Raw genomic sequence first — 24,018 nt, forward strand, 5'->3', positions numbered from 1 at the left:
CGATACGCTTAGGACTTCTTCGCCGGGCTCGCCGCGGGCGCGGCGGAAGCGGCGGGCGAAGCGGCGGCCGGGCTGGCGGCCGCCGGCGCGGCGGACGCCGCCGGGGCGGCGGCGGCGGCGGCGGGCGTGGCCGGAGCCGCGGCGGCCGGGGCGGTCTTCGGGGCCTTGGAGGCGACCCAGGCGTCGAAATCGGCCTGGCTGACCACCTTCACCTCGATCGGCATGAAGGCGTGGTCGATGCCGCACAGCTGCGAGCACTGGCCGTAGAAGGTGCCGGTCTTGTTGGCCATGAACCAGGTCTGGTTCACCCGGCCGGGCACGGCGTCGATCTTCACGCCCACGGCGGGCACCGACCAGGAGTGGATCACGTCTTCGCCGGTCACCAGCACCTGCACGACCTTGCCGACCGGCACCACCATCGGGGCGGTGGTGGCCAGCTGGAAGGGCACGCCCTTCGACTTGGCGGTCGACTCATCCATCAGCGTGGAGGTGAAGGCGCTGATCTTCTGGTCAGGATATTCGTAGTCCCAGTTCCACTGCCGGCCGGTGACCTTGACGGTCAGGTCGGCGGTATGGGGCATGTGGTGTTCGTCGAACAGCAGCCGGAACGAGAAGATCGCGATGAACATCAGGATCAGCACCGGCGCGATCGTCCAGACGATCTCGATCGGCGTGTTGTGGCTCCAGCGCGCGGGGGTCGGATTGGCCCGGCGGTTGAACCGCACCACCACGATCACCAGCAGCGCCAGCACGAACAACGTGATGATCGTGATGATCGGCAGCAGGATGTGGTTGTGGAAGTTCATCGCCTCGGTGCGGATCGCCGAAGCCGACGGCTGCAGATCCATCGCGCCGTCCGTCGGTTGACCGAGCTTGTCCTCGGCCCATGCCTGGGCCGCGATGGCCACCCCCAAGACGGCCGCCGGGACCCCCGCCGCCAGCCGTCCGATCCCCGAAAACTTCGACTTCATGTCCCTCACGGCCTGTTCCGCCGGCCGACGTCCCACCAGGGGCGCGCCGGGTCCCGACTCTCCATAGCGCAAAGCCGGGACGCTTGAGCCCACTTGCCGCGGGCCTATTTGTCGCACCCCAGGCTTCCAGCCTTCCGGGCGCGTGCATACGCGGATCATTGCGGCTTGCCAAGGCGCTAGCGCGCATCGCGGCGGCGCCTGGGGCCGGGGGCGGCCGGACCCGGGGATTGGCGGTTTCGAAAGCCGCCCCGACGCCTTATCTCTAGGCGCGACCGCCGGGCGCGCGCCATCGCGACCGGCAGACCCGCCACGGAAAGCCGATCATGAACGCACCGACCCTCGCCGCCTCGATCCTGGAAGCCTCGGGCGTCGATCCCGGCCGCGCCGGCGATATCCTGAACGAGGCGCTGCACGGGGCGGACGACGGCGAGCTGTTCCTGGAACGCTCCGAGAGCGAGAGCTTCCTGTTCGACGACGGACGATTGAAGTCGGCCACCTACGATTCGGCCGAGGGCTTCGGCCTGCGGGTGGTCGCCGGCGAGACCGCCGGCTACGCCCATGCCTCGGAGGTGTCCGAGGCGGCGATCCGCCGGGCCGCCGATTCCGCCCGGCTGGCCAAGCGCGGCTATGCCGGCGTCTCCGCCGAGGGCCCGCGCGCCACCAACACCCGCCTGTACGGCGACGACGACCCCCTGGCCGCGCCCGCCTTCTCCGACAAGGTCGCCCTGCTGCAGGAGATCGACGCCTTCGCGCGCGCCCGCGACCCGCGCGTGGTTCAGGTGATGGCGTCCCTGGCCGGCGAGCGCCGGGTGGTGGAGATCCTGCGCGCGGACGGCCGCCTGATCCGCGACATCCGGCCGCTGGTGCGCATCAACGTCAGCCTGACGGTGGAAAAGGACGGCCGTCGCGAGAACGGCTTCGCCGGCGCCGGCGGGCGCGCCGGCTTCGACGCCTGGATCACGCCGGATCGCTGGCAGGAGCAGGTGGAGGAGGCCCTGCGCCAGGCGCTGGTCAACCTCGATGCCGTCCCCTGCCCCGCCGGCGAGATGGACGTGGTGCTGGGCCCGGGCTGGAACGGGGTGCTGCTGCACGAGGCGGTGGGCCACGGGCTGGAGGGCGATTTCAACCGCAAGGGCTCGTCCGCTTTTTCCGGCCGGATCGGCGAGCGGGTGGCCGCGCCGGGCGTCACGGTGTTCGACGACGGCACGATCCCCGGGCGCCGCGGCTCGCTGACCGTCGACGACGAGGGCACGCCCACCGAGCGCACCGTGCTGATCGAGGATGGGATCCTGAAGGGCTATATGCACGACCGGCAGAGCGCGCGGCTGATGGGGCTGACGGCCACCGGCAACGCCCGTCGCCAGTCGTTCGCGCACATGCCGATGCCGCGGATGACCAATACCGCCATGCTGGGGGGGACCGACAAGCGCGAGGACATGATCGCCTCGACGAAGCGCGGCCTCTACTGCGCCAACTTCGGCGGCGGCCAGGTGGACATCACCAACGGCAAGTTCGTGTTCCAGTGCACCGAGGCCTACCTGATCGAGGACGGCAGGATCACCACCCCGGTGAAGGGCGCCACCCTGATCGGCGACGGGCCCTCGGCCCTGACCCGGGTGACCATGATCGGCGACGACTTCGACTTCGATCCGGGCGTGGGCGTCTGCGGCAAGGCCGGCCAGAGCGTGCCGGTGGGCGTCGGCCAGCCGTCGCTGAAGATTACCGGCCTGACCGTGGGCGGCACGTCCGTCTAGCAATCGGCGCGGGACAGGGGTGAAAACACCCCGCCCGCCGCCTTACACCGAATTAACTGGCGACGCCTTCCAACCCTTGCGAGCAATGCGCCTCGTTTCAGGGAGGAAACATGGCGGTCGGCTTTGTGTTGGCGGCGGCGATCGCCCAGGCGTCCTCCGAGGGCGGCGCAGCCGGCGCCGCCTCGCCGTCCGGCGTCTCGACCCCGGCCCAGCCCGCCTCGGAGACCGGCTGCGCCGTGGCCCCGGGCCTGCGCGTGGCGCCGCAGCTGAAGGCGGGTTCGACGTCGAGCTTCGCCCCGGCCTGTTTCGCGGCCAGCGCGCCGACCACGGCCCTCGACATGGTCAATCTGCTGCCGGGTTTCGTGCTCGACACCGGCTCCAGCGTCCGCGGCTTCGGCGGGGCGGCGGGCAATGTGCTGATCGACGGCGCCCGGCCGGCGACCAAGGGCGACCCGCTGGACGAGATCCTCAAGCGCATCCCCGCCAGCCAGGTGTTGCGCATCGACGTGATCCGCGGCGGCGCCCCCGGCATCGACATGCAGGGCAAGACGGTGATCGCCAACGTCATCCGCCGCGAGGACCGCGGCCTGAAGCTGACGGTGCAGGTCGCCGGCAGCCTGGTCGAGAATGGTGACGTGTCCGGCGGCCTGCGCATCGAGGGCTCCAAGCGGGTGGGCGAGACGGCGTTCGAGGGCGCCCTGCTGGCCGCCAGCGGCCTGGACGACGGGGTCGGCGACGGCCCGCGCACGGTGCGCAACGCGGCCGGTCTGATCGACCATGGCCAGGAGTACGGCCACGCCCTGGCCTGGAACTACAAGCTGACCGGCGCTGTGGAGACGCCGGTGGCCGGCGGTCGGCTGAAGCTGGACGCCACGGTGTTCCTCAACCCGTACGACGCCCACCTGCGCGACGCGTTCGTCGGACCGCGCGGCCTGGAACTGGAGCACGACCACCAGGACACCGACACCTACGAGGTGGGCGCCCGCTACGAGCGGCCGATCACCGGCAAGCTGTCCAGCGAGACCTTCCTGCTGCAGCAGTTCGGGGTGAACAACTACGACGAGCGGCTGGCCGGTCCGACGGTCGACGAGCGGTTCATCCTCGACAAGTCGACCCGCGAGAGCATCCTGCGCTCCAGCCTGAAGTACCAGGCGACGCCGACCCTGAACTTCGAGGCGGGCGGCGAGGGCGCCTACAACTGGCTGCGCAGCCACACCCTGTACGAGGAAGGCGGCGCGCCCGTGCCGCTGCCGGCGGCCAATGTGATGGTCACCGAGGCGCGCGGCGAGGCGTTCGCCACCGCCACCTGGCGCGTGCGGCCGAACCTGACGGTGGAGACCGGCATCCGCGCGGAGGCCTCGCGGATCCGCTCCAGCGGCGACGTCGCCAGCAGCCGCAGCCTGTTCTACCCCAAGCCCCGGGTGCTGGTGTCGTGGGCGCCGGACGCGGCCGACCAGGTGCGGGTGAGGTTCGAGCGCGAGGTCGGGCAGCTGAACTTCGACGACTTCACCGCCTCGGCGGCGAGCCTGGGCGGCGGCTCGGTGCACGGCGGCAACCCCAACCTCAACCCGCAGCAGGACTGGGTGGCCGAGGCCGCCTGGGACCACCGCTTCTGGGGCGCGGCGCAGATCACCCTGACCGGCCGGCACTACTGGCTGCGCGACGTCGAGGACCACGTGCCCGACCCCACCGGCAGCTTCGACACCCCGGGCAACATCGGCGCCGGGACCAAGGACGAGCTGGCGCTGAACCTCAACCTGCCCACCGACCGGCTGGGCCTGAAGCACGGCGTGCTGACCGCCACCGGGACCTGGCGCCACTCGTCGGTGCGCGATCCCACCACCGGCCAGATGCGCGAGATCTCCGGCCTGCACCACTACGACAGCGAGATCCACTTCACCCAGGGCCTGCCGCGCTGGAAGGCCACCTGGGGCTTCGACATCATCGGCGCCTGGCGCGAGACCTACTACCGCTTCAACGAGATCGACACCGACCGGCTGAAGACCTGGGTGGCGTTCCACATCGAGTACAAGCCGCGCCCGGACTGGATGCTGCGCCTGGAGTTCGACAACGCCACCGCCCGCGGCTTCGAGCACATCCGCGAGTACTTCCCCGGCCCGCGCGACCTCGCCACGGATCCGGTGATCGACACCCGCAACCTGCACTACGGCCGGCTGGTGCACATCGCGGTGCGCAAGACCTTCGGGTGAGACGCTTCTCTTCCCCCGGTGGGGGAAGTGGATCGGCGCCGCAGGCGCCGAGACGATGGGGGCTCCAGCGAAGAGCTGACGCCCGCGCCAGGCGGGAGCCCCCTTCCCCGGCTTCGCCGGTACTTCCCCCAGAGGGGGAAGAGATTGCTGCGGCCCTCTACGCCCGCGCCGGGTCGACGCTCTGGCGGTCGCCGTCGACTTCCGGGCGCGGCAGCGGATGGGTGTCGCTGGCGCCGTGGGCCCAGCGCTTCAGGATCGGGCTGAGCGCCAGCATCACCACCCCGGCCCCCACGCCCCAGGCGCCGATCAGGCCGAACACGTGCGCATACGTGGTCAGCGCCTTGCCCGGGTCCAGCACCTGGCCGCCGATGGTCTCGGCCGCCGTCAGGCCGGCCACCCAGCCGCCGATGAACTGCGCCCAGGACGAAGCCAGGAACCAGGTGGCCATGATCGTCGAGATCAGGGCGGGCGGCGACAGCTTGGTCATCTGCGACATGCCCACCGGCGACAGGCAGAGCTCGCCCGTGGTGTGCAGCAGATAGGCCAGCGCCAGGAACACCACCGGCACCTTGAAGGCGGCGTCGGCGAAGCCCGTCCCCCACACCAGCACGAAGAAGCCCAGGCCCACCTGCAGCAGGCCCAGGCCGAACTTGATGGCCGGGTTGGGATCGCGGCCGAGACGGCCGAGCCAGGCCCACAGGGCGGCGAACACCGGCGCGCCCAGCAGGATGAAGCCGGCGTTGAACGACTGCGTCTGGGCCGCGGTCATGCTCTGGCCGAAGCCGATCGCCAGGTTGCTGTTGCGTTCGGCGAACTGGTTGAGCGACGAGCCGGCCTGTTCGAACAGGGTCCAGAACACCACCGAGGCAGCCACCAGCGCCAGCGCCAGCATCATCCGCTCGCGCTCCTCGCGGGTGCACTGGGTGGCCATGAACCAGGCCAGGTAGCCGAGCACGGCTACAGAGCCGAGGCCGAGCATGAAGCCGACCACCGCCGACTGCTGCACCAGCAGCCAGACCGCGCCGATCGCGGCCAGGCCGCCCAGGTAGATCGTCCCCTCCAGGCTGATCGGCCCCAGCAGCGGCTTCTTCAGCGCCGCCGGATCCGGCGGCTCGCCGTGGCCCTCCAGCAGCGGCTTGCCCCAGACGAACACCACCATGCCCAGCAGCATGCCCACGCCGGCCGCGCCGAAGCCGGCCCACCAGCCGATCGACTGGCCCAGCCAGCCGCAGGCCAGCGCCGCCCAGAAGGCCCCGAGGTTGACGCCGTAGTAGTACAGGGTGAAGCCGGGATCGCGGCGCGGGTCGCCCTTGGGGTAGAGCTGGCCGGCGATGGTGGAGATGTTGGCCTTCAGGAAGCCGACGCCGACGATGATCAGCGACAGGGCCAGGTAGAGGATGCCGGTGAACAGCGGGTCGCGCTTCTCCACGCCCAGCTTGTAGCTGCCGCTGGGCAGCACTGAGGGCAGCGGCGAGGCGGCCGGCAGGCCCTTGATCTGCAGCCCGCCGTTGGCCGCCGGACCGTAGTCGTAGGCGCCTTGGCCGACCTTCAGCCGCACATGGCGCTCCGCGCCGCGGCCGTCGACCTGGAACTCGTACTTCGCCCCGCCCCAGGTCAGGGTCTGCACCGCCGGCTTGCCCTCGATGCCCATGGCCATGTGGCCGGCCACCAGCAGCGCCGCGCCGAACAGCACCGCCTTGCGCGTGCCCAGGAAGCGGTCGGCCAGCAGCCCGCCGATCAGCGGCAGCAGATAGACCAGGGACGTGTAGGCCGCATACTGGTGCTGGCTGAACTTGTCGTCGAACAGGAACTGCTGGGTCAGGTAGAAGATCAGCAGCCCGCGCATGCCATAGTACGAGAACCGCTCCCACATCTCGGCGAAGAACAGCACGAACAGGCCACGAGGGTGCTGGCGCAGCTGCAGCAGGACGGGGATGGCCGTCAGCACGGTGATGAGAATCCCGGCGACGAAGACGATGTCCATGAAACTCTGACCTTGGATATGCGAAATCGCGGGCAAACAATCACGCCGAGGCGGCTTTCACAAGCAAGGCTGTTGCGCGCCCCTTACCTTCAGGCCCGCCCGGACCCACCTAGGCTAGGAGCGCGTTCCCGATCCAGGAGGAGACCGACCATGGGTGAGATGAAGCTTCCCGGCCCCGACCATCCGATCACCGTCACCGCCCATCCGGGCCGGGTACAGGTCCTGTTCGAAGGGCATGTGATCGCCGACAGCGCCAACGTGCTGACCCTGAAGGAGAGCACCTACAAGCCGGTGTTCTACTTCCCCCGCGACGACGTGGCGATGGACTACCTGCACCGCACGAACCACGCGACCCACTGCCCCTACAAGGGCGACGCCAGCTACTTCACGCTGGATATGGACGGGGACATCCGCGAGAACGCGGTGTGGACCTATGAGAAGCCCTATGACGCCATGTCGGTAATCACCGATCGCGTAGCGTTCTATCCGAACATCGTCTCGTTCCAGGAGGTCGCCGGGGGCGACACCGATGTCGACGCCGTGGTGCAGCACACCGACTCCGGCTCCGGCGCCAGCCAGAAGGACCGCTGGGCGCCGAACGTCTCGGAGCCGGGGGCGGCGTAGCGCTCTGGCGAGGGGCGCCGCTGGCCCCCTCCACCATTCGGCTGCTCGCCGAATGGTCCCCCTCCCCCGCTTTGCGTCGCTGCGCGTGGGAGGAGTGACATGACGCCATCCCTCCTCCGCCCCCGTGAAACGGGGGAGGGGGACCGTCGGGCGAAGCCCGATGGTGGAGGGGGCTTCGTCAGTAAGCGAACGCCTCGAACACCTCGCCGACATTCCCCTGCCAGGGGCCGTTGTAGAGGTCCAGCAGGCGTTCGGCGGCGGTGACGCCGGTCTCGGCGATGTCTTCGAGTTCGCCGAGATAGTTGGTCTCGTCGACCATGCCGCCCGACAGGCGGTTGCGGTTCTTCAGGCCCTGGTGGGCGATGGCCAGCATGTCGCGGGCGACATCGCGCACCGTGCGGCCGGCCACGGTGGCCTTCAGGGCCTGGCGGGGCACGTCGGCGCGCAGCGTATGGCGATCCTCGGCGGTCCAGTGCTTGCACAGGTCCCAGGCCGCGGCCTGCGCCGCCGGGTCGTAGAGGATCCCCGCCCACAGCGCCGGCAGGGCGCAGAGCCGGCTCCACGAGCCGGCGTCGGCGCCGCGCATTTCCAGGTACTGTTTGAGGCGCACTTCCGGGAAGATGGTGGTGGTGTGGTCGGCCCAGTCCTTGAGGGTCGGGCGCTCGCCATCCACCTCGGTCAGGCGGCCGGCCATGAAGTCGTGGAACGAGCGGCCGGCGACGTCGATGTAGCGGCCGTCGCGCTTGACGAAGTACATCGGCACGTCCAGCGCGTAGCGGGCGTAGCGCTCGAAGCCGAAGCCGTCCTCGAACACGAAGTCGAGCAGGCCGGTGCGGTCGGCGTCGGTGTCGGTCCAGACATTGGCCCGCGACGTCAGGAAGCCGTTGGGCCGGCCCTCGGTGAACGGGGAATTGGCGAACAGGGCGGTGGCGATCGGCTGCAGCGCCAGGCTGACGCGGAACTTGTCGATCATGTCCGCCTCGCTGGCGAAGTCGAGGTTCGCCTGGACGGTGCAGGTACGGAACATCATGTCGAGGCCCAGGCCGCCGACCTTGGGCATGTACTCGCGCATGATCTTGTAGCGCCCCTTGGGCATCACCGGCACTTCGTCGCGCCGCCACAGCGGGCTGAAGCCGAGCCCCAGGAACCCTAGCCCCAGGTCGGCCGCGACGGTCTTCACCTCTTCCAGGTGCTGGCCGGTCTCCTCGCAGATGTCGTGCATGGTGGCGAGCGGCGCGCCGGAAAGCTCGAACTGGCCGCCCGGCTCCAGGCTGATGTTGGCCATGCCGCGGTGCAGGCCGATCAGGGTCTCGCCGCCGGCGGCGTTCGCCTCGTAGGTCCCCTGCCAGCCGAACCGCATCAGCCCTTCCATCAGGGCCTTGATGCCGTCGGGACCGTCGTAGGGCACGGGGGCATGGGTGCCATCGCGGAAGACGAACTTCTCGTGCTCGGCGCCGACCTTGAATTCCGACGTCGGCTTCGACCCCTCGGCGAACCACGCCACAAGGTCCTCGAACGCCAGCGGGCGGTCGTCACAGAGCGTATCGGCCATCCAGTCCTCCCGGCGTCGCACGACGCCCCACTCCCTCTAGAACCTGAGTGAGGTGGGCGTCGAGAGGGCTAAGCTCAAGGCCCTGTCAGCAGAGCTGATGATAGCAAACCTTCAGACGCGCCAGTCGCCCAGCGCCGACTGCCACAGGGTCATCGCCGAGATCGCCGCCGTGTCGGCCCGCAGGATGCGGGGGCCGAGGGAGACGGGCGTCGCCGCCGGCAGCGCGCGGATGGCCTGCCGCTCCGCCGGGGAGAAGCCGCCCTCCGGCCCGATCAGGATCGCCCAGGCCTCGCCGCCGGCTCCGGCCAGGGCCGTCTGAGCCGGCAGGGCCTCGCCCGCCTCGTCGCAGAACAACAGCCGCCGATCCTCGCCGAGATCGGCCAGCAGCGCAGGCAGCTTCTGCGGCTCCATTACCTGCGGCACGTCCAGGCGGCCGGTCTGTTCGGCGGCCTCGATGGCGATCGCCTGCAGCCGGGCGACCTTGGCGTGGTCGGCGTTGGTGCGCTCGGTGATGGCCAGGCGCACCCGCCTCGCGCCGAGCTCGGCCGCCTTCTCGACGATGGTCTCCAGCCGCGTGCGCTTGACCAGGGCGACGATCAGGTCGAGATCCGGCGCCGCCTGCTGCGGCCGCAGGCGCGCGCCCACCGCCAGGCGGCAGCCGCGCTTGGAGACCTCGGTCAGCGTGCCGCGCCACTCGCCGTCGCGCCCGTTGAACAGCGCCAGATCGGCGCCCGGGGCCAGGCGCATGACGTTGACCAGGTAGTGGGCCTGCTCGCGGGAGGGCTCCAGCGCCGCGCCGGCGGCCAGGTCGTCCGGAACCCAAAGTCGGATCATCGCGCTCTCCTCAAGACATCGCGGGCGGCTATGGTGGCGGCTTCGATCCGATCGGGAGACCGCCCATGGGCTACAAGAAGGATCTTCGCGAGCTCCAGATCGCTCTCGTCCGCTATCAGCAGTGGCTGATCAAGACCGGCGGCAAGGTGGTGATCATTTTCGAGGGGCGCGACGGGGCCGGCAAGGACGGCTCGATCAAGCGCATCACCGAACATCTGGCGCCGCGCAGCACGCACGCGGTCTCCCTGCCCAAGCCCTCCGACCGCGAGCGCAGCCAGTGGTACTTCCAGCGCTACGTGCGGTTCCTGCCCTCGGCCGGCGAACTCGCGATCTTCAACCGCTCCTGGTACAACCGCGCCGGCGTCGAGCCGGTGATGGGCTTTTGCACCGCGCGCGAGCATGAGGAGTTCCTGCGCGACGTGCCGGCCTTCGAGCGCATGCTGGAGGAAGGCGGCTCGCGCATCGTCAAGCTGTGGCTGGACATCTCCAAGAAGGAACAGGCGCGGCGGCTGAACGACCGGCGCGAGGACCCCTTGAAGCAGCTCAAGGTCAGCGACCTGGACGCCGAGGCCCAGCGGCGCTGGAAGGACTATTCCAAGGCCCGCAACGAGATGCTCACGCGCACCTCCACGCCGATCGCGCCCTGGTATGTCGTCCACACCGACGAGAAGAAGCTGGCCCGGCTGAACGTGATCCGCCACCTGCTGCACGCCCTGGCGCCGGAAGAGATCCATGCCGACGTCGCCCCGCCTGACCCCGCGATCCTCTATCCCTTCGACGAGGCGGCCCTGACCGACGGGCGGCTGGAGAAGTAGGCTCCGCGCACGGTGCGCCCTCCCCTGCATGGGGAGGGAAAGATCGCCCGCCCTCCCCTGCATGGGCCCCAAGGGGGGAGGAGAACGGTTCTCTTCCCCCCTTGGGGGAAGTACCCGCGAAGCGGGGATGGGGGCTCCAGCGGAGAACCGACCTAGCCTTCCCATTCTCCGCGCGCCACGAGGACGATCATCTGCACGACCCCGTCCAGGTTGTCGCGCACGTCAACGGCCGCGATGCGCACCGTGCGCACGCCCTGGTCGCGCAGCCACCGATCGCGAAAGGGTGCGGGCCCTGTCGATCGTGCGCTTGGGCGCATCCATGGCAGAGCTCTGCCATGGATGGAACAAAATGGGAACTGTCGGCGCCTGGCTGGAGCCCCCATCCCGGCCTTCGGCCGTACTTCCCCCAGTGGGGGAAGAGAACGGTAACGGCACTTCTCCTCCCCCTTTGGGGCCATGAAGGGGAGGGCGACTGCTGCCACCGCCGGCTGGCGCCGCCCGCCCGGTGTCACTAGCCTCCCCGCATGAGCCATGACCTCACCGCGCGCCAGGCCCGGCGCATCGCCCTCGCCGCCCAGGGGTTCGCCGAGCCGCGGCCGGAGGGGGAGATCGGGCGGCGGGCGTTCCGCAGGACCGCCGCGCGGCTGGGGGTGATCCAGATCGACTCGGTGAACGTGGTCACCCGCACCCACTACCTGCCGCACTTCTCGCGGCTGGGCGCCTATCCGCGCGCGCTGCTGGAGACCGAGGCCTGGGGCAAGAAGCCGTTCTTCTTCGAGTACTGGGGGCACGAGGCGTCGCTGATCCCGATGGAGCATCAGCCGCTGCTGCGCTGGCGCATGGAACGGGCGCGGGCCGGGGAGACCTGGCAGGGGCTGGCGACGTTCGGCCGCGAACGGCGCGACTATATCGACCATGTGCTGGCCGAGATCGAGCGGCGCGGACCGGTCACCGGCGCCGACTTCGCCGAGGAAGGTCCGCGCAAGGCCGGCTGGTGGGAGTGGAGCAACGGCAAGCGGGCGCTGGAATGGCTGTTCTGGTCCGGCTTCATCACCACCAGGACCCGTCGCGGCTTCGAGCGGGTCTACGACCTGACCGAGCGGGTGCTGCCGCCGGCGGTCCGCGACGCGCCGACCCCGGACGAGGACGAGGCCCAGCGCCGGCTGCTGATCATCGCCGCCAACGCCATGGGCGTCGCCACCGAGGCCGACCTGCGCGACTATTTCCGGCTGCCGGTGGCGGACACCAAGGCGCGGCTGGCCGAACTGGCGGAGGCGGGCCAGCTTCAGGTCGTCAGGGTGCAGGGCTGGCGCAATCCCGCCTACCTGGTCCCGGGAGCGCGGATTCCACGCCGGCTGCCGGCCGCGGCGCTGCTGTCGCCGTTCGACAATCTGATCTGGAGCCGCGAACGGACCGAGCGGGTGTTCGCGACCAAGGTGCGGCTGGAGATCTACACCCCGGCGCACAAGCGCGAGCACGGCTACTATGTGCTGCCGTTCCTGCAGGGCGACGCGATCACCGCCCGGGTGGACCTCAAGGCCGACCGCAAGGCCGGGGCGCTGCTGGTGCAGTCGGCGCACCTGGAGCCGCACGCCATGGCGCAGGACGTGGCCCCGGCGCTGGCCGAGGAGCTGCGGCGGATGTCGGCCTGGCTCGGCCTGGGCGAGGTCGCGGTCAGCAAAAAGGGCGACCTTTCGGCCGCCCTCATCGCTGTCTTCGGGTCGTTCACCCCTGAAGGGTAGGTCCCGCGAAGGGTCCGTAGCGCCTTAGAACGGCGCGAACAGGCGGTTCACGGCGGCGGGCGGCAGGTCGCCCAGAAGTTCGAACACCGGGGCGAACAGGGCCTCGATGGCTTGGCTGATCGACTTGATCATGACGGGCCTCTCTTTGTGCGCTGCACCAATTTGTTGCAGTGCACATAGGGACGGATAGTTCAACCGTCAAGGAGTTCCCGCGCCGGGGCGGGCGGCTGCGACAATGCGACAGCGTCGCGGGACCCTCTGGTTTAACGGCGAACCAAGTCCCTCTTCACCGTCATCCTCGGGCGCAAGTCCCGAGGATCCAAGAACACGTGAAGCGAAGTCGCGAGCGGCAGCGGAGCGCCGCCGAGGCGGTAGCCGGTGGCGTGTGGCGCGCCCTTCGAAGCGCGCCAGTCGTTCTCACGCGTGCATGGACCCTCGGGACTTACGCCCGAGGGTGACGGCGCACGAGGGTGACGGCGGACGAAGGCGGCGACGGCAGGCCGGGGACAGGCAGGCGTCCTCGCGGGCGCCCGCCGCCTCGCTTATTGGTGGGGCGCCGCGACAGCCACGGCTCAGAGACATTCGCCCGCTGTCGTGACCTTCCTCGAGATCACTCGGTCGTCGACGCCAAGCTGGATCGTCACCCTGATAAACCACGCATCGCAGACGTAGTCGTGAACCGGCACCGTCTCAACAATCGCGGCCAAGGTGCGACTTTGCGGGTCGTAGTCGCCGAGGGCGTCCTGATCGGGCGGTGTTACGGCGTGCAGCCAGGCCGTGGCGTCCTGCCGCGTTTCTCCGACCGCGACGCGGGCCTCCGCGAGCGCCGTCCAGTCCTTCGCTCGACGCCAGACCTCCGCGTTCGCCGCCGAGCTGTGCCCACCGTCCGAGGCCAAGGCAGCAACGAGAACCAACAACAGCCCGGCCAGCATCACGACCCCGGCACGACGCAGCCAGGGCGCGCCCATGATTGAACGGCGAACGACGCTTGCGTTCGCCTGGCTCACCCCTGGGTCACAGCATGCAGCCGGGCATAGGCGCCGCCCTTGGCCACCAGGTCGCCGTGGCGGCCTTCCTCGATCACCCGGCCGTCCTGGAACACCAGGATGCGGTCCGCGCCGCGGATGGTCGACAGGCGGTGGGCGATGACGATGGTGGTGCGGCCGGCCATCAGTTCCTCGGTGGCGGCCTGGACCAGCACCTCGGTCTCCACGTCCAGCGACGAGGTGGCCTCGTCGAGCACCAGGATCGGCGCGTCGGCCAGGAAGGCCCGGGCAATGGCCACCCGCTGGCGTTCGCCGCCGCTGAGCTTGACCCCCCGCTCGCCCACCAGGGTGTCGTAGCCCTTGGGCAGGCCGGCGATGAAGTCGTGCGCCCGGGCCCGCTTCGCCGCCAGCATGATCTCGTCCAGCGTCGCGTCGGGGCGTGAGTAGCCGATGTTCTCGGCGATGGTGCGATGGAACAGGGCCGGGTCCTGCGGCACCACGGCGATCGCCCGGCGCAGGGTGCCCTGGGTGACCGCGGCGACGTCCTGGCCGTCGATCAGGATCCGCCCGCCCTGCAGGTCGTACAGCCGCTGGATCAGCTTGACGAAGGTCGACTTGCCCGAGCCGGTCGGCCCGACCAGGGCCAGGCGCTCGCCCGGCGCGATGCGCAGGGAGAAGTCGGCGTAGATCGGCGCCTCCGCCGACTTGTAGCGGAAGGTGACGTGGTCGAAGACGATCTCGCCGCGCGTGCCAACGAAATCCGGGGCGCCCGGCTGGTCGGCCACCTGCGGCGCGGTGGTGGCGTAGCGCGCGACGTCCTCGACGTCGGCCAGCCCCCGCTGCGCCATGCGGATGTTCTCGCCGATGTTGCGCAGGTAGCCGCTCATGATCAGGAAGGCGGTGATCACCTGCCCCACCGCGCCGGCGCTGGCCCGGCCGGCGGCCCACTCGCGCAGCATCAGGCCGGACAGGCCAGCGGCCATGATCGCCAGCAGCAGGTTGTGCAGCACCCAGACGTTCAGATAGCGGTTCCAGGTGATGATCGTCGCCTTGCGCCAGTCGCGGGTGACGATGGCGATCCGCGCCTCTTCCCGGGCCTCGGCGCCGAAGCCCTTCACCGTCGCGTTGGAGGTGATGGAGTCGGCGATCGCCCCGCCGATGCGCGAATCCAGCGCCACCGACCGGACGTTGGCCTGACGGACATAGTAGTTCGAGAACAGGATGTTGGAGGTGATGTAGAGCGCCACCAGGGCCAGCGAGAACACGCCCACCGTCCAGGACAGCAGCATCAGCTCGATGGACAGGCCGACCAGCACCACCAGCGCCGGGCCGATCCAGGCGACCACCGCGTCGGAGACCACGTCGTAGCCCCACATCGCCCGGGTCAGGCGGCGGACCGTGGCGCCGCCGAAGGTGTCGCCGTGCCAGTCGGACGAGAAGCCCTGCACCTGCCGGAAGCCCTCGTTGGTCATCTCCTCCATGTTGTGCGCGGCCAGGGGGTTCCAGAAGCGGAACGCGACGTTGCGGATCACCGCGAAGCCGGCATAGACGCCCACGAACACGGCCCAGGCCTGCCAGCCTTCCGCGGCATGCGCCGGGCCCTTGCCGATGATGTCGATCAGCCGCGAGGTCGCCGGCGGCACCAGCATCTCGCAGCCGATCGCCGCCAGCGTCAGCAGCATGGTGCCGATCAGCAGCAGCGGCCGGCGCGCCCAGAACCCCGCGATGAAGCGCAGCACCCGCCCGTTGGACAGGACGCGTTCGCGGGAGACTTCGTCGTCGTCGTACTGGTCCATGGATCCAGACTCGCGCGGGTCCGCACGCGGCGATGGCGTTCGCCGGCGGCAGGAGACACGCGCTTACGGTGGGAAAGATCCGGGCGTCCGGGAACGGGCGCGCCGAGGAAGCTGGTCACTTAAGCCATTTTTGACCCCGGCGGCAGGCCGGGCGGCAAACTTGGCGCGATCATGGCGATAATGCCACAGATCGCGCCCGCCGGTGGCAGCAGAGATCGCAGCTGGCGCCATCCCTCCCCACTGTCATCCCGGAGAGCCGCGACGCGGCTCATCCGGGACCGCCGGAAGCGCGGGGGTCGACCGGCATGGCAAGCGCCGACGCCTGCCGCGGTCCCGGATATCCGCTGCGCGGATTCCGGGATGACAGAAAAAGAAGAAGAGCTACGGCGCCTTGTGGATCGGATCGACCCAGGCGACGCCCTCGGGCTTCTCCACCGGCTCGATATCCAGGTTCACCACCACCGCCTCATTGTCGGAGCGCACCAGCACGCACTCCAGGGTCTCGTCCGGCGAGGCGTTGATCTCCTGGTGCGGCACGAACGGCGGCACATAGATGAAGTCGCCCGGGCCGGCCTCGGCGGTGAACTCCAGGCGCTCGCCCCAGCGCATGCGGGCCCGGCCCTTGACCACATAGATCACGCTCTCAAGCGGACCGTGGTGGTGGGCGCCGGTCTTGGCGTCCGGATGGATATGCACCGTGCCGGCCCACAGCTTCTGCGCCCCGACCCGGGCGAAGTTGATCGCCGCGGCCCGGTTCATGCCCGGGGTCTGGGCGGTGTTCGCGTCGAGCTGGTCGCCGGGGATCACCCGCACGCCCGACTGCTTCCAGGCATCCTCGGGGATGTCGTCAGGACCGGTGGCGTGGTGGTGGTGTGGGTGATCGGACATGCGCTCAACTCCCATCGTTGAAGTAGGACTTAAGCGCCGCCGCGACCGCGTCAAGACCATTGACCGGGCCGCGATCCCGTCCCAGTGACACGGCAACATCGCCGATCGGAGCCCAAGGTCAATGAAACGCGCCGCCATCGTCTCCCCCATCCGCACCGCCGTGGGCAAGTTCCAGGGCGCCCTGGCCTCGATGCCGGCCGGCGAACTCGGCGCGGTGATCCTCAAGGCGCTGGTCGAGCGGACGAAGATCGACCCGGAAAAGATCGACGACGTGATCTTCGCCCAGGGCTACGGCTCGGGCGAGGCGCCCTGCATCGCCCGCTGGTCGGCGCTGGCGGCGGATCTGCCGATCACCGTGCCCGGCTACCAGCTGGACCGCCGCTGCGGCTCGGGCCTGCAGGCGGTGATCGACGCGGCGATGATGGTGCAGACCGGGGCCGCCGACGTGGTGGTGGCCGGCGGCGTCGAGAGCATGAGCCAAGTCGAGTACTATACCACCGACATGCGCAACGGCGCGCGGATGGGCTCGGTTACCCTGCACGACCGGCTGTCGCGCGGACGGGTAATGAGCCAGCCGATCAGCCGCTTCGGCGTGATCTCCGGCATGATCGAGACCGCGGACAACCTGGCCCGCGACTACCAGATCAGCCGCGAGGAGGCCGACGAATACGCCGCCATGAGCCACCAGCGCGCCGCCGCGGCCTGGGCGGCGGGCAAGTTCGACGACGAGCTGGTGCCGGTGGCGGTGCCGCAGCGCCGCGGCGACCCGGTGATCTTCGCCAAGGACGAGGGGGTGCGCGCGGACGCCACCGCCGAAAGCCTGTCCAAGCTGGCGCCGATCGAGAAGGGCGGCGTGGTCACCGCCGGCAACGCCAGCCAGCAGAACGACGCCGCGGCCGCCTGCCTGGTGGTGTCGGAGGACAAGCTGGCCGAGCTGGGCCTGGAACCGATGGGCTGGTTCGTCGGCTGGGCCGCGGCCGGCTGCGATCCCTCGCGCATGGGCATCGGCCCGGTGCCGGCGGTCGAGCGGCTGTTCGCCCGCACCGGCATGAGCTGGGACGACATCGACCTGGTCGAGCTGAACGAGGCCTTCGCGCCCCAGGTGCTGGCGGTGCTCAAGGGTTGGGGCTGGGATGAGCGCGACCGGCTGAACGTGAATGGTTCGGGCATCAGCCTTGGCCACCCGATCGGCGCCACGGGCGGCCGCATCCTGGCCAACCTGCTGCGCGAGCTGCACCGCCGCGACGGCCGCTACGGCCTGGAGACGATGTGCATCGGCGGCGGCCAGGGCATCGCCGCGGTGTTCGAGCGGGCCTGACGCCGGCGCTGCCCCCTTCCCCGGCTTCGCCGGGACTTCCCCCAAAGGGGGAAGAGATAAAGTGGTTGCCGCTTCCGTTCTCTTCCCCCGCTGGGGGAAGTACGGCCGAAGGCCGGGATGGGGGCTCCAGCCTGGCGTAACCAAGCAAGGACGAGCGGACCATGGATCTGGGACTGAAGGGCAATAAGGCGGTGGTGACCGGGGGCACGCGCGGCATCGGCCGGGCGATCGCCGACCTGCTGGTGGCCGAGGGCTGCGACGTGGCGGTCTGCGCGCGCACGCCCGAGCAGGTCACCGACGCGGTGGCCGCGTTCGAAGCCAAGGGGGCGAAGAGCTTCGGCGAGGCGTTCGACGTGGCCGACGCCGACGCCCTGGCCGGCTTCGTCGACCGTTCGGCCGCCGCGCTGGGTGGGCTGGACATCTTCGTCGCCAACATCTCCGGCGCCATGGGCGGGGGCAACGACCCGGCCAGCTGGCGCCACGCCGTCGAGGTGGACATCCTGTCGACCGTGCGCGGCTGCGAGGCGGCCGTGCCCTACCTGGAAAAGTCCGGCGCCGGCGCCGTGGTGGTGATCGGCACCGTCTCGGCTGTGGAGGTGTCCGGCGCGCGTCGGCCCTACAGCTCGGTGAAGGCGGCGCTGATCCCCTATGTGAAGAACCTGGCCCGCGACCTGGCGCCCAAGAACGTGCGCGCCAACCTGGTCTCGCCCGGCACCATCTATTTCGAGGGCGGCGTCTGGAACCAGGTCGAGAAGGGCATGCCGGAGTTCTTCAAGGGCGCCCTGTCGCGCAACCCGATGGGCCGCATGGGCACGCCGGAGGAGGTGGCCAACGCCACCGTCTTCCTGGCCAGCCCCCGCGCCAGCTTCATTACCGGCGCCAACCTGGTCTGCGACGGCGCGATCACCCAGCGCGTGGGATTCTAGGTTGCAGACGCGGCGCTCGGTTGTCTTCCCCCCTTGGGGGAAGTCCCGGCGAAGCCGGGGATGGGGGCTCCAGCGGAGAACCGACGTCCGGCGCCGGGCCCCCTCCACCCCCTTCGGGGGTCCCCCTCCCCCAGCGGGGGAGGAGACCGTATGACCGACACCCGGCTTCCCGACGCGGCCCCAAGCAACTGGGTCGACCGCTATGCGCCGGCGGGTCTGCGACCCTGGCTGAAGCTCGGCCGGTTCGACCGGCCGACGGGGATCTGGCTGCTGATGCTGCCGGGCTGGCAGGGGATCGCCCTGGCCGCGGCGATGCGCGGCGAGTGGCCGGACCCGCTGCTGCTGGGCCTGTTCCTCGTGGGCGCGGCGCTGATGCGGGCGGCGGGCTGCGCCTACAACGACATCGTCGACGCCGACATCGACGCCAAGGTGGCGCGCACGGCGATGCGGCCGATCCCCTCCGGCCAGATCGGCAAGCGCGCGGCGTGGGGCTTTCTGGTGGCCTGCAGCCTGGCCAGCCTGGCGATCCTGCTCAGCTTCAACTTCCTGTCGGTGCTGCTGGGGCTGATCTCGCTGGGCCTGGTGGCGGTCTACCCGTTCATGAAGCGGGTGACCTGGTGGCCCCAGGCGTGGCTGGGCCTGACCTTCAACTGGGGCGCCCTGCTGGGCTTCGCCGCGGCGCAGGACGGCCAGCCGATGGCGCTCAGCCTGGCGATGCTGGCCGGCGCCTGGGCGCACGGCATCGACCTGACCCTCGCCCTCCCCTCCGGCCTGCAGTGGCCGGCCTTCCTGCTGTACGCCTCGGGCGTGTTCTGGACCCTGGGCTACGACACCATCTACGCCGTGCAGGACATCGAGGACGACGCCCTGATCGGGGTGAAGTCGTCGGCCCGGCGGCTGGGGGACCAGGCGCCGATGGCGGTGCTGATCTTCTACATGCTGACCGCCTTCCTGGCCCTGGCGGCCTGGTGGACCGGTCATCTCGGGCCGCTGGCCGTGCCCTTCATCGCCGCCTACGCCATCCACCTGTCGCGCCAGCCGACCCGGCTGAAGCTGAACGATCCGGCGGGCGCGCTGGCGCTGTTCCGGTCGAACACCGTCGCCGGCCTGATCCTGTTCGCCGCCCTGGTGGCCGGCCTCTGGCACGTCGGCCTGAACGACCTGCTGCCGGGCGTAGCGTTCACCCGGTGAGCGGGCTGAAGGCCATGACGATCAGTACCTGGCCGATGAAATAGCAGCCCCAGACGACCCATTGGCCGGCGAGGCCGGTGAACCGCTGCTTGAACAACTGCGCCGACAGCACTCCGTCGGAGGCGAAGAACAGCAGGGCGCCCGTCGGCGCGCCGACAAACAGCCGCGGCAGGGCACAGGCCGAGCAGACCATGGCGAGGATCGCAGCGACATAGGCGCAGACCGCCCAGCGCAAGGCGCCGAGGCTGCGCCACAGCCAGGCCAGCATCCCGACACCGATCACGACGGCGCCCGCCATCATCGCCCAGCGGGTGGGCGTGGGTGAGAGCTCCACCGGCGTGGAGATGCCCGCGAGTTGGCGGCGCACCTGCGACAGCGTGGCGACGAACAGCGCCACATAGGTCAGGTGTCCCGCCAGGAAACTGGCCAGGCCGAAGGGCAGCCAGCGCTTGGGATCGCCGGCCAGGAAGGCGTCGCCGATGGCGCAGAAGACGAGGGCCAGCGTCAGCAGCCAGGGTGAGCCGTTGAACACACTCACGCCAGCAAGCGCCGCCACCGCGCAGGTCTTGACCACGGTGCGCACCGGCGAGGCGGGGCGGCGGAAATAGGCCAGCCCATAGGTCAGGGCGAACACGAAGCCTGCCAGCAAGAGCAGATTCCCGGCCGGCGTATTCGCGTGACCGACATGCATGGCCAACGGGTCGAACGGCGGCGCGTGCGAGGGCGCCAGGTCGACGGCGGGAGCGGCCGCACCGGCGGCCGTCGCGGCTGTGTCCAACTCAGCCCTCGCCCGCCAGCCGCTCCAGCGCGGCCTTGGCCGCCGCCCGGTGCCAGGGCTTGAGGTTGCGCGCGACGATGGCCAGCACGGCGGCGATCACCGCGGCGTCGTCCGTGTAGCCGATGGCCGGCAGGAAGTCGGGAATGGCGTCCACCGGCAGGATGAAATAGGCCAGCGCGGCCATGATCATCGCCTTGGCCGAGGCCGGCGTCTCGTCGTCGCGGGCGCAATACCAGACGGCCAGGGCGTCGGCGGCGAACGGGATCTTCGCCGCGGCCCGCTTCAGCTTGGGCCAGAACCCGCCGTGCACGATGCGCTCGTTGAGCCGCGTGACCACCGGGCTGAGGGCGCGCGAAGGGCTGAGCACCGCCCCGGGGTCGAAACCGTCGCCGTTGACGTGGGGTGACGCTTTTGAGTTGGCGCTCATGAGTCTAAACCGCCCTCCAGGTTCGCCCATTTGACGGCAAAACCCCTCAGACTCCAAATCACAGGGACACGTCCATGAAGCTCGATAGTTCCGTCGCCGCGGTGGTCACCGGCGGCGCCTCCGGCCTCGGCGAGGCCACCGTCCGCGCCCTGGCGGCGCAGGGCGTCAAGGTCGCCATCTTCGACATGAACGAGGAAAAGGGCGAAAAGGTCGCCAAGGACGTCGGCGGCGTGTTCTGCAAGTGCAACGTCACCTCCGACGAGGAAGTCGACGCCGCCTTCGCCAAGGCCCGCGCCGCCAACGGCCAGGAGCGCATCCTGGTGAACTGCGCCGGCACCGGCAACGCCGCCAAGACCGCCAGCCGCGACCGCAACACCGGCGAGATCAAGCACTTCCCGCTGGCCGCCTTCAACATGATCATCCAGATCAACCTGGTCGGCACCTTCCGCTGCATCGCCAAGAGCGCGGCCGGCATGCTGACCCTCGAGCCGGTCGACGGCGAGCGTGGCGCGATCGTCAACACCGCCTCGGTGGCGGCCGAGGACGGCCAGATGGGCCAGGCGGCCTATTCGGCCTCCAAGGGCGGCGTGGTGGGCATGACCCTGCCGATCGCCCGCGACCTGGCCAGCGAAGGCATCCGCGTCAACACCATCCTGCCGGGCATCTTCGAAACCCCGCTGATGATGGGCGCCCCGCCGCAGGTGAAGGAAGCCCTGGCCGCCTCGGTGCCGTTCCCCAAGCGCCTGGGCGACGCCAACGAATACGCCTCGCTGGCGCTGCAGATGATCACCAACGGCTACTTCAATGGCGAGGACGTCCGTCTGGACGGCGCCATCCGCATGGCCCCGCGCTAAGCCACGGCGGACCGCCGCCCAGCGCGGCGGCCCGATACGAAGAGGCCCTTCCGCGACACTCGCGGAAGGGCCTTTTTCTTGAGCGGCGATCAGATCGCGGGCTTCACTTCTGCGGGCTGGGCCGCTGGATCTTCGGGCCCAGGTTGTCCATCACCTGGTGGGCGTCGAAGCCGTGCGAGCCCTCGGGCTTGGGCCCGTGGTGCATGATGATCTCCGCCTCGGCCTGGAAGCGCTCGACGGTCTGAACCGTGTCGCCCCAGAAGGGGTCGCCCCAGAACGGGTCCCAGGTGCGCCAGCCGTAGCCGTGGCCGTAGTAGCGCCAGTACGGCCGCCAGTAGCCCCAGCGATAGCCCGGACCGTAGAACGGGTCGGGGTCGACGAAGGTCTGGCGGTCGCGGTCGGTGTGGCGGTCGGCCATCTCGAACCAGTCGTAGCCGGACTGGCTGGTCAGCTCGGCCGCGCGGTACAGCAGGTAGGTTTCCACCGTCTGGCGAGAGGTCAGGCTGTTGCCCGAGAACGTCACCCGGAAGTGGCCCTCGTCCAGCTTCTGGTCGGTGAAGCCGCCCGAGACGGCGTTGCTCTTCGCCAGCGGCTGATAGGGCGTTGCGGTTTCGCAGGCGGCAAGCCCGAGCGATCCGGCGCCCAGCGCCGCGATCAGGGCCAAGGTCTTCAGCTTCATCGTCGCACCAACCCTCAGGACCGCGAGTAAGCGCGGCCACATCCCTCGAGGGGATGAACGTCCCACGCGCGCGTTCGTTTCGCAATTGAACCCGATCAAATTGCGGCGAAACAAGCGGCGCTTTATTGCGCGACGGTATCGGGCGTTGCGCGATTGCAGCCCGCGCTCAGTTCAGAACGCCGACGCTGCGGCTGACCTCCAGCCGGGCGGGGGCCATCAGGCCGGCCGCGCTGACCGTGACGGAGTGGATCACGGCCTCGATCTCGGCGCGCCAGAAATCCAGGAAGCGGTGCACCCGCGGGAAGTCCGGCGCCAGGTCCAGCGTCTGCCACAGGAACCGCTGCAGCAGCGCCGGATGGTCCGGCATGTAATAGAGCACCTCGGTGGTGGTCAGGCGCTCGCCGCGCAGCTGGCGCAGAAGCTCGGAGCCGGACGAATTGACGGTCATGGTGATACCCCCGCTGGCCGGCGGCCGGACGCCGCCGACTCAACGAGGTTAACGCTCCGACTCGAGTCGTAAAACTGTCGTAAATACAGGGACTTGGCAGCCTGTCCGCACGAGTGCTGCCAGGTTCAGATCCCCGTCTGCACCGCGATCCAGATGAACTTGCCCAGGGCGCCGAACAGCAGCGCGCCGGTGGCCAGCGCCTGGATCATGAACCCCAGTTCGCGGCTCTCGGCGGCCTTGGAGTAGCCGGTCATGTACAGGTAGCGGCCGACGATCCACACCAGCCCCAGACCGGCGGCGACGCGGTCGTTCCAGGCCAGGGCGAACAGCCACAGCGACGGTAGGTAGATCGGCAGCCATTCCAGGGTGTTGGCCTGCACCCGGAAAACCCGCTCGAAGTCCGGATGGCCGCTGATCGCGGGCACGGCGACGCCGAATTTCGCCCGCGCCCGGCCCACCGCCAGGCCCATGTAGAAATACAGAAGCAACGTCAGAAGCGTGACGATCGCCACCAGGCTGTGCATGCAGTCCTCCCCCAAGGCGTCTCTCCCGGCGCCTGCAAGCTGGACCGTGACATGGTTCGCGACCTAACGGAATTGGCGCCGCTCAGGCGGCCGCCGCCCGGGTCAGCAGGGCTTCGACGGCCCGGCGGGCGTGAACCAGATCCAGCGCCCCAGCCCGCCCGGCGACGAGGTTGGCGGCCCCCTGGAAGGCGAGGATCTCGAACACCAGCTGATCGACATCGAGGTCGGCGCGCAGCGCCCCCTCAGCCCGGGCGGCCGCCACCGCCTGGGTCACCGCCTGGCGCCAGCGCGCCTGGTGCTCGGCGACCTTCGTGGCCAGCGGGCCTTCGCGGCAGCGGAACTCCGCCGCGGCGGCGGTGACCAGGCAGCCACCCGGCGTCTCGCAGGCCTCGACCAGATCGAACCAGGCGGCGCACAGGTGGCGCAACCGGTGCAGCGCGGGGCCGTCGCCGCCCAGCCGGGCGCGCAGGCCCGCCGCGAAGGCCTCCGCGCCGGCGTCCAGCACCTGGGACTGCAGGCCGTCGCGGTCCTTGAACAAGGTCTGCAGCGTGCTCTTGGGCACGCCCGCCGCCAGCGCCACACGCCCGAAGCTCAGGCTTTCCAGCCCCTCACAGCCGGCGATGCGGACGGCGTGGGCAAGCACGGTCTGCCGGGTGCGGTCGCCACGCAGGCGACGGCCGTCGACGGTCGGGGCGGAGACGGTGTCCATGCGAACAA

General features: G+C 70.0%; 23 protein-coding genes. 9 read left to right on the forward strand and 14 right to left on the reverse strand.

The window, feature by feature from the left end; all coding sequences use genetic code 11:
* Positions 1 to 8: 8 nt before the first annotated feature.
* The gene (gene coxB, locus ACO2Q3_RS16020) at positions 9 to 971 is read right to left on the reverse strand and encodes a cytochrome c oxidase subunit II (RefSeq protein WP_423308263.1); all 963 of its coding nucleotides are present in this window, start codon (positions 969 to 971) and stop codon (positions 9 to 11) included.
* A gap of 323 nt (positions 972 to 1,294) precedes the next feature.
* Between coxB and tldD the strand changes: the two genes are divergently transcribed.
* The gene (gene tldD / locus ACO2Q3_RS16025; protein ID WP_423308265.1) at positions 1,295 to 2,725 is read left to right on the forward strand and encodes a metalloprotease TldD; all 1,431 of its coding nucleotides are present in this window, start codon (positions 1,295 to 1,297) and stop codon (positions 2,723 to 2,725) included.
* Positions 2,726 to 2,835: 110 nt separating this feature from the next.
* Positions 2,836 to 4,935 carry a TonB-dependent receptor domain-containing protein gene (locus ACO2Q3_RS16030; RefSeq protein ID WP_423308267.1) on the forward strand — a complete coding sequence of 700 codons (2,100 nt, stop codon included), beginning with the start codon at positions 2,836 to 2,838 and terminating at the stop codon, positions 4,933 to 4,935.
* 157 nt (positions 4,936 to 5,092) lie between these two features.
* Here ACO2Q3_RS16030 and ACO2Q3_RS16035 read toward each other — a convergent pair whose 3' ends face one another.
* Positions 5,093 to 6,919, reverse strand: coding sequence for a peptide MFS transporter (locus ACO2Q3_RS16035; RefSeq protein WP_423308269.1), 1,827 nt, complete (start codon positions 6,917 to 6,919; stop codon positions 5,093 to 5,095).
* A 150-nt stretch (positions 6,920 to 7,069) separates the two neighbouring features.
* Between ACO2Q3_RS16035 and ACO2Q3_RS16040 the strand changes: the two genes are divergently transcribed.
* A complete protein-coding gene (locus ACO2Q3_RS16040) occupies positions 7,070 to 7,543 on the forward strand; it encodes a DUF427 domain-containing protein (RefSeq protein ID WP_423308271.1) in 474 nt (157 codons plus the stop codon).
* Positions 7,544 to 7,721: 178 nt separating this feature from the next.
* On the opposite strand, the gene ACO2Q3_RS16045 is transcribed toward ACO2Q3_RS16040, so the two are convergent.
* Together ACO2Q3_RS16045 and ACO2Q3_RS16050 are read right to left on the reverse strand one after the other, a co-directional pair.
* Complete coding sequence (locus ACO2Q3_RS16045) at positions 7,722 to 9,095, reverse strand: glutamate--cysteine ligase (RefSeq protein ID WP_423308273.1); 1,374 nt, start codon at positions 9,093 to 9,095, stop codon at positions 7,722 to 7,724.
* A 111-nt stretch (positions 9,096 to 9,206) separates the two neighbouring features.
* Positions 9,207 to 9,929, reverse strand: a complete 723-nt coding sequence (locus ACO2Q3_RS16050; RefSeq protein ID WP_423308275.1) for a 16S rRNA (uracil(1498)-N(3))-methyltransferase — start codon at positions 9,927 to 9,929, stop codon at positions 9,207 to 9,209.
* Between the two features lie 65 nt (positions 9,930 to 9,994).
* On the opposite strand from ACO2Q3_RS16050, the gene ppk2 reads away from it, so the two are divergent.
* Positions 9,995 to 10,744 (forward strand): polyphosphate kinase 2, encoded by a 750-nt coding sequence (gene ppk2, locus ACO2Q3_RS16055; RefSeq protein ID WP_423308277.1) that lies wholly within the window; start codon positions 9,995 to 9,997, stop codon positions 10,742 to 10,744.
* Positions 10,745 to 10,896: 152 nt separating this feature from the next.
* On the opposite strand, the gene ACO2Q3_RS16060 is transcribed toward ppk2, so the two are convergent.
* Complete coding sequence (locus ACO2Q3_RS16060) at positions 10,897 to 11,061, reverse strand: hypothetical protein (protein WP_423308279.1); 165 nt, start codon at positions 11,059 to 11,061, stop codon at positions 10,897 to 10,899.
* A gap of 207 nt (positions 11,062 to 11,268) precedes the next feature.
* Here ACO2Q3_RS16060 and ACO2Q3_RS16065 point away from each other — a divergent pair, with 207 nt between their 5' ends.
* Positions 11,269 to 12,486: a winged helix-turn-helix domain-containing protein gene (locus ACO2Q3_RS16065; protein ID WP_423308281.1), complete on the forward strand. Its 1,218-nt coding sequence runs from the start codon at positions 11,269 to 11,271 to the stop codon at positions 12,484 to 12,486.
* Between the two features lie 572 nt (positions 12,487 to 13,058).
* Here the strand turns inward: ACO2Q3_RS16065 and ACO2Q3_RS16070 are convergent.
* The 3 genes from ACO2Q3_RS16070 to ACO2Q3_RS16080 form a co-directional block, all read right to left on the reverse strand.
* Positions 13,059 to 13,493 carry a hypothetical protein gene (locus ACO2Q3_RS16070; RefSeq protein WP_423308283.1) on the reverse strand — a complete coding sequence of 145 codons (435 nt, stop codon included), beginning with the start codon at positions 13,491 to 13,493 and terminating at the stop codon, positions 13,059 to 13,061.
* Positions 13,490 to 15,268 carry an ABC transporter ATP-binding protein gene (locus tag ACO2Q3_RS16075; RefSeq protein WP_423308285.1) on the reverse strand — a complete coding sequence of 593 codons (1,779 nt, stop codon included), beginning with the start codon at positions 15,266 to 15,268 and terminating at the stop codon, positions 13,490 to 13,492. Before ACO2Q3_RS16075 ends, ACO2Q3_RS16070 begins: the two co-directional genes overlap by 4 nt.
* A gap of 381 nt (positions 15,269 to 15,649) precedes the next feature.
* A complete protein-coding gene (locus ACO2Q3_RS16080) occupies positions 15,650 to 16,156 on the reverse strand; it encodes a cupin domain-containing protein (protein ID WP_423308287.1) in 507 nt (168 codons plus the stop codon).
* Between the two features lie 121 nt (positions 16,157 to 16,277).
* Between ACO2Q3_RS16080 and ACO2Q3_RS16085 the strand changes: the two genes are divergently transcribed.
* The 3 genes from ACO2Q3_RS16085 to ACO2Q3_RS16095 all read left to right on the forward strand — a co-directional run bounded on the left by ACO2Q3_RS16085 (position 16,278) and on the right by ACO2Q3_RS16095 (position 19,591).
* Entirely contained in the window at positions 16,278 to 17,474 is a 1,197-nt protein-coding gene (locus tag ACO2Q3_RS16085; RefSeq protein WP_423308289.1) for an acetyl-CoA C-acetyltransferase, read from the forward strand.
* Positions 17,475 to 17,635: 161 nt separating this feature from the next.
* Positions 17,636 to 18,400, forward strand: coding sequence for an SDR family NAD(P)-dependent oxidoreductase (locus tag ACO2Q3_RS16090; protein ID WP_423308291.1), 765 nt, complete (start codon positions 17,636 to 17,638; stop codon positions 18,398 to 18,400).
* A 150-nt stretch (positions 18,401 to 18,550) separates the two neighbouring features.
* Positions 18,551 to 19,591 (forward strand): UbiA family prenyltransferase, encoded by a 1,041-nt coding sequence (locus tag ACO2Q3_RS16095; RefSeq protein ID WP_423308293.1) that lies wholly within the window; start codon positions 18,551 to 18,553, stop codon positions 19,589 to 19,591.
* Here ACO2Q3_RS16095 and ACO2Q3_RS16100 read toward each other — a convergent pair.
* Both ACO2Q3_RS16100 and ACO2Q3_RS16105 read right to left on the reverse strand, forming a co-directional pair.
* Positions 19,581 to 20,369: a lysoplasmalogenase gene (locus ACO2Q3_RS16100; protein WP_423308295.1), complete on the reverse strand. Its 789-nt coding sequence runs from the start codon at positions 20,367 to 20,369 to the stop codon at positions 19,581 to 19,583. The two genes, ACO2Q3_RS16095 and ACO2Q3_RS16100, sit on opposite strands and share 11 nt — an antisense overlap.
* Before the next feature lies 1 nt (position 20,370).
* Positions 20,371 to 20,796, reverse strand: coding sequence for a YkvA family protein (locus ACO2Q3_RS16105; protein WP_423308297.1), 426 nt, complete (start codon positions 20,794 to 20,796; stop codon positions 20,371 to 20,373).
* Between the two features lie 74 nt (positions 20,797 to 20,870).
* Between ACO2Q3_RS16105 and ACO2Q3_RS16110 the strand changes: the two genes are divergently transcribed.
* Positions 20,871 to 21,650: an SDR family NAD(P)-dependent oxidoreductase gene (locus ACO2Q3_RS16110; RefSeq protein WP_423308299.1), complete on the forward strand. Its 780-nt coding sequence runs from the start codon at positions 20,871 to 20,873 to the stop codon at positions 21,648 to 21,650.
* Positions 21,651 to 21,753: 103 nt separating this feature from the next.
* On the opposite strand, the gene ACO2Q3_RS16115 is transcribed toward ACO2Q3_RS16110, so the two are convergent.
* The 4 genes from ACO2Q3_RS16115 to ACO2Q3_RS16130 form a co-directional block, all read right to left on the reverse strand.
* Entirely contained in the window at positions 21,754 to 22,329 is a 576-nt protein-coding gene (locus tag ACO2Q3_RS16115; RefSeq protein WP_423308301.1) for a CC0125/CC1285 family lipoprotein, read from the reverse strand.
* A 166-nt stretch (positions 22,330 to 22,495) separates the two neighbouring features.
* Positions 22,496 to 22,777, reverse strand: coding sequence for a protein usg (locus tag ACO2Q3_RS16120; RefSeq protein ID WP_423308303.1), 282 nt, complete (start codon positions 22,775 to 22,777; stop codon positions 22,496 to 22,498).
* A gap of 125 nt (positions 22,778 to 22,902) precedes the next feature.
* On the reverse strand, positions 22,903 to 23,301 hold the full coding sequence (locus ACO2Q3_RS16125) for an MAPEG family protein (RefSeq protein WP_423308305.1): 399 nt from the start codon (positions 23,299 to 23,301) through the stop codon (positions 22,903 to 22,905).
* 82 nt (positions 23,302 to 23,383) lie between these two features.
* Entirely contained in the window at positions 23,384 to 24,010 is a 627-nt protein-coding gene (locus tag ACO2Q3_RS16130) for a TetR/AcrR family transcriptional regulator (RefSeq protein WP_423308307.1), read from the reverse strand.
* Positions 24,011 to 24,018: the final 8 nt, after the last annotated feature.

The sequence above is a fragment of the Caulobacter sp. KR2-114 genome (assembly GCF_049446115.1).
Taxonomy (GTDB): domain Bacteria; phylum Pseudomonadota; class Alphaproteobacteria; order Caulobacterales; family Caulobacteraceae; genus Acaudatibacter.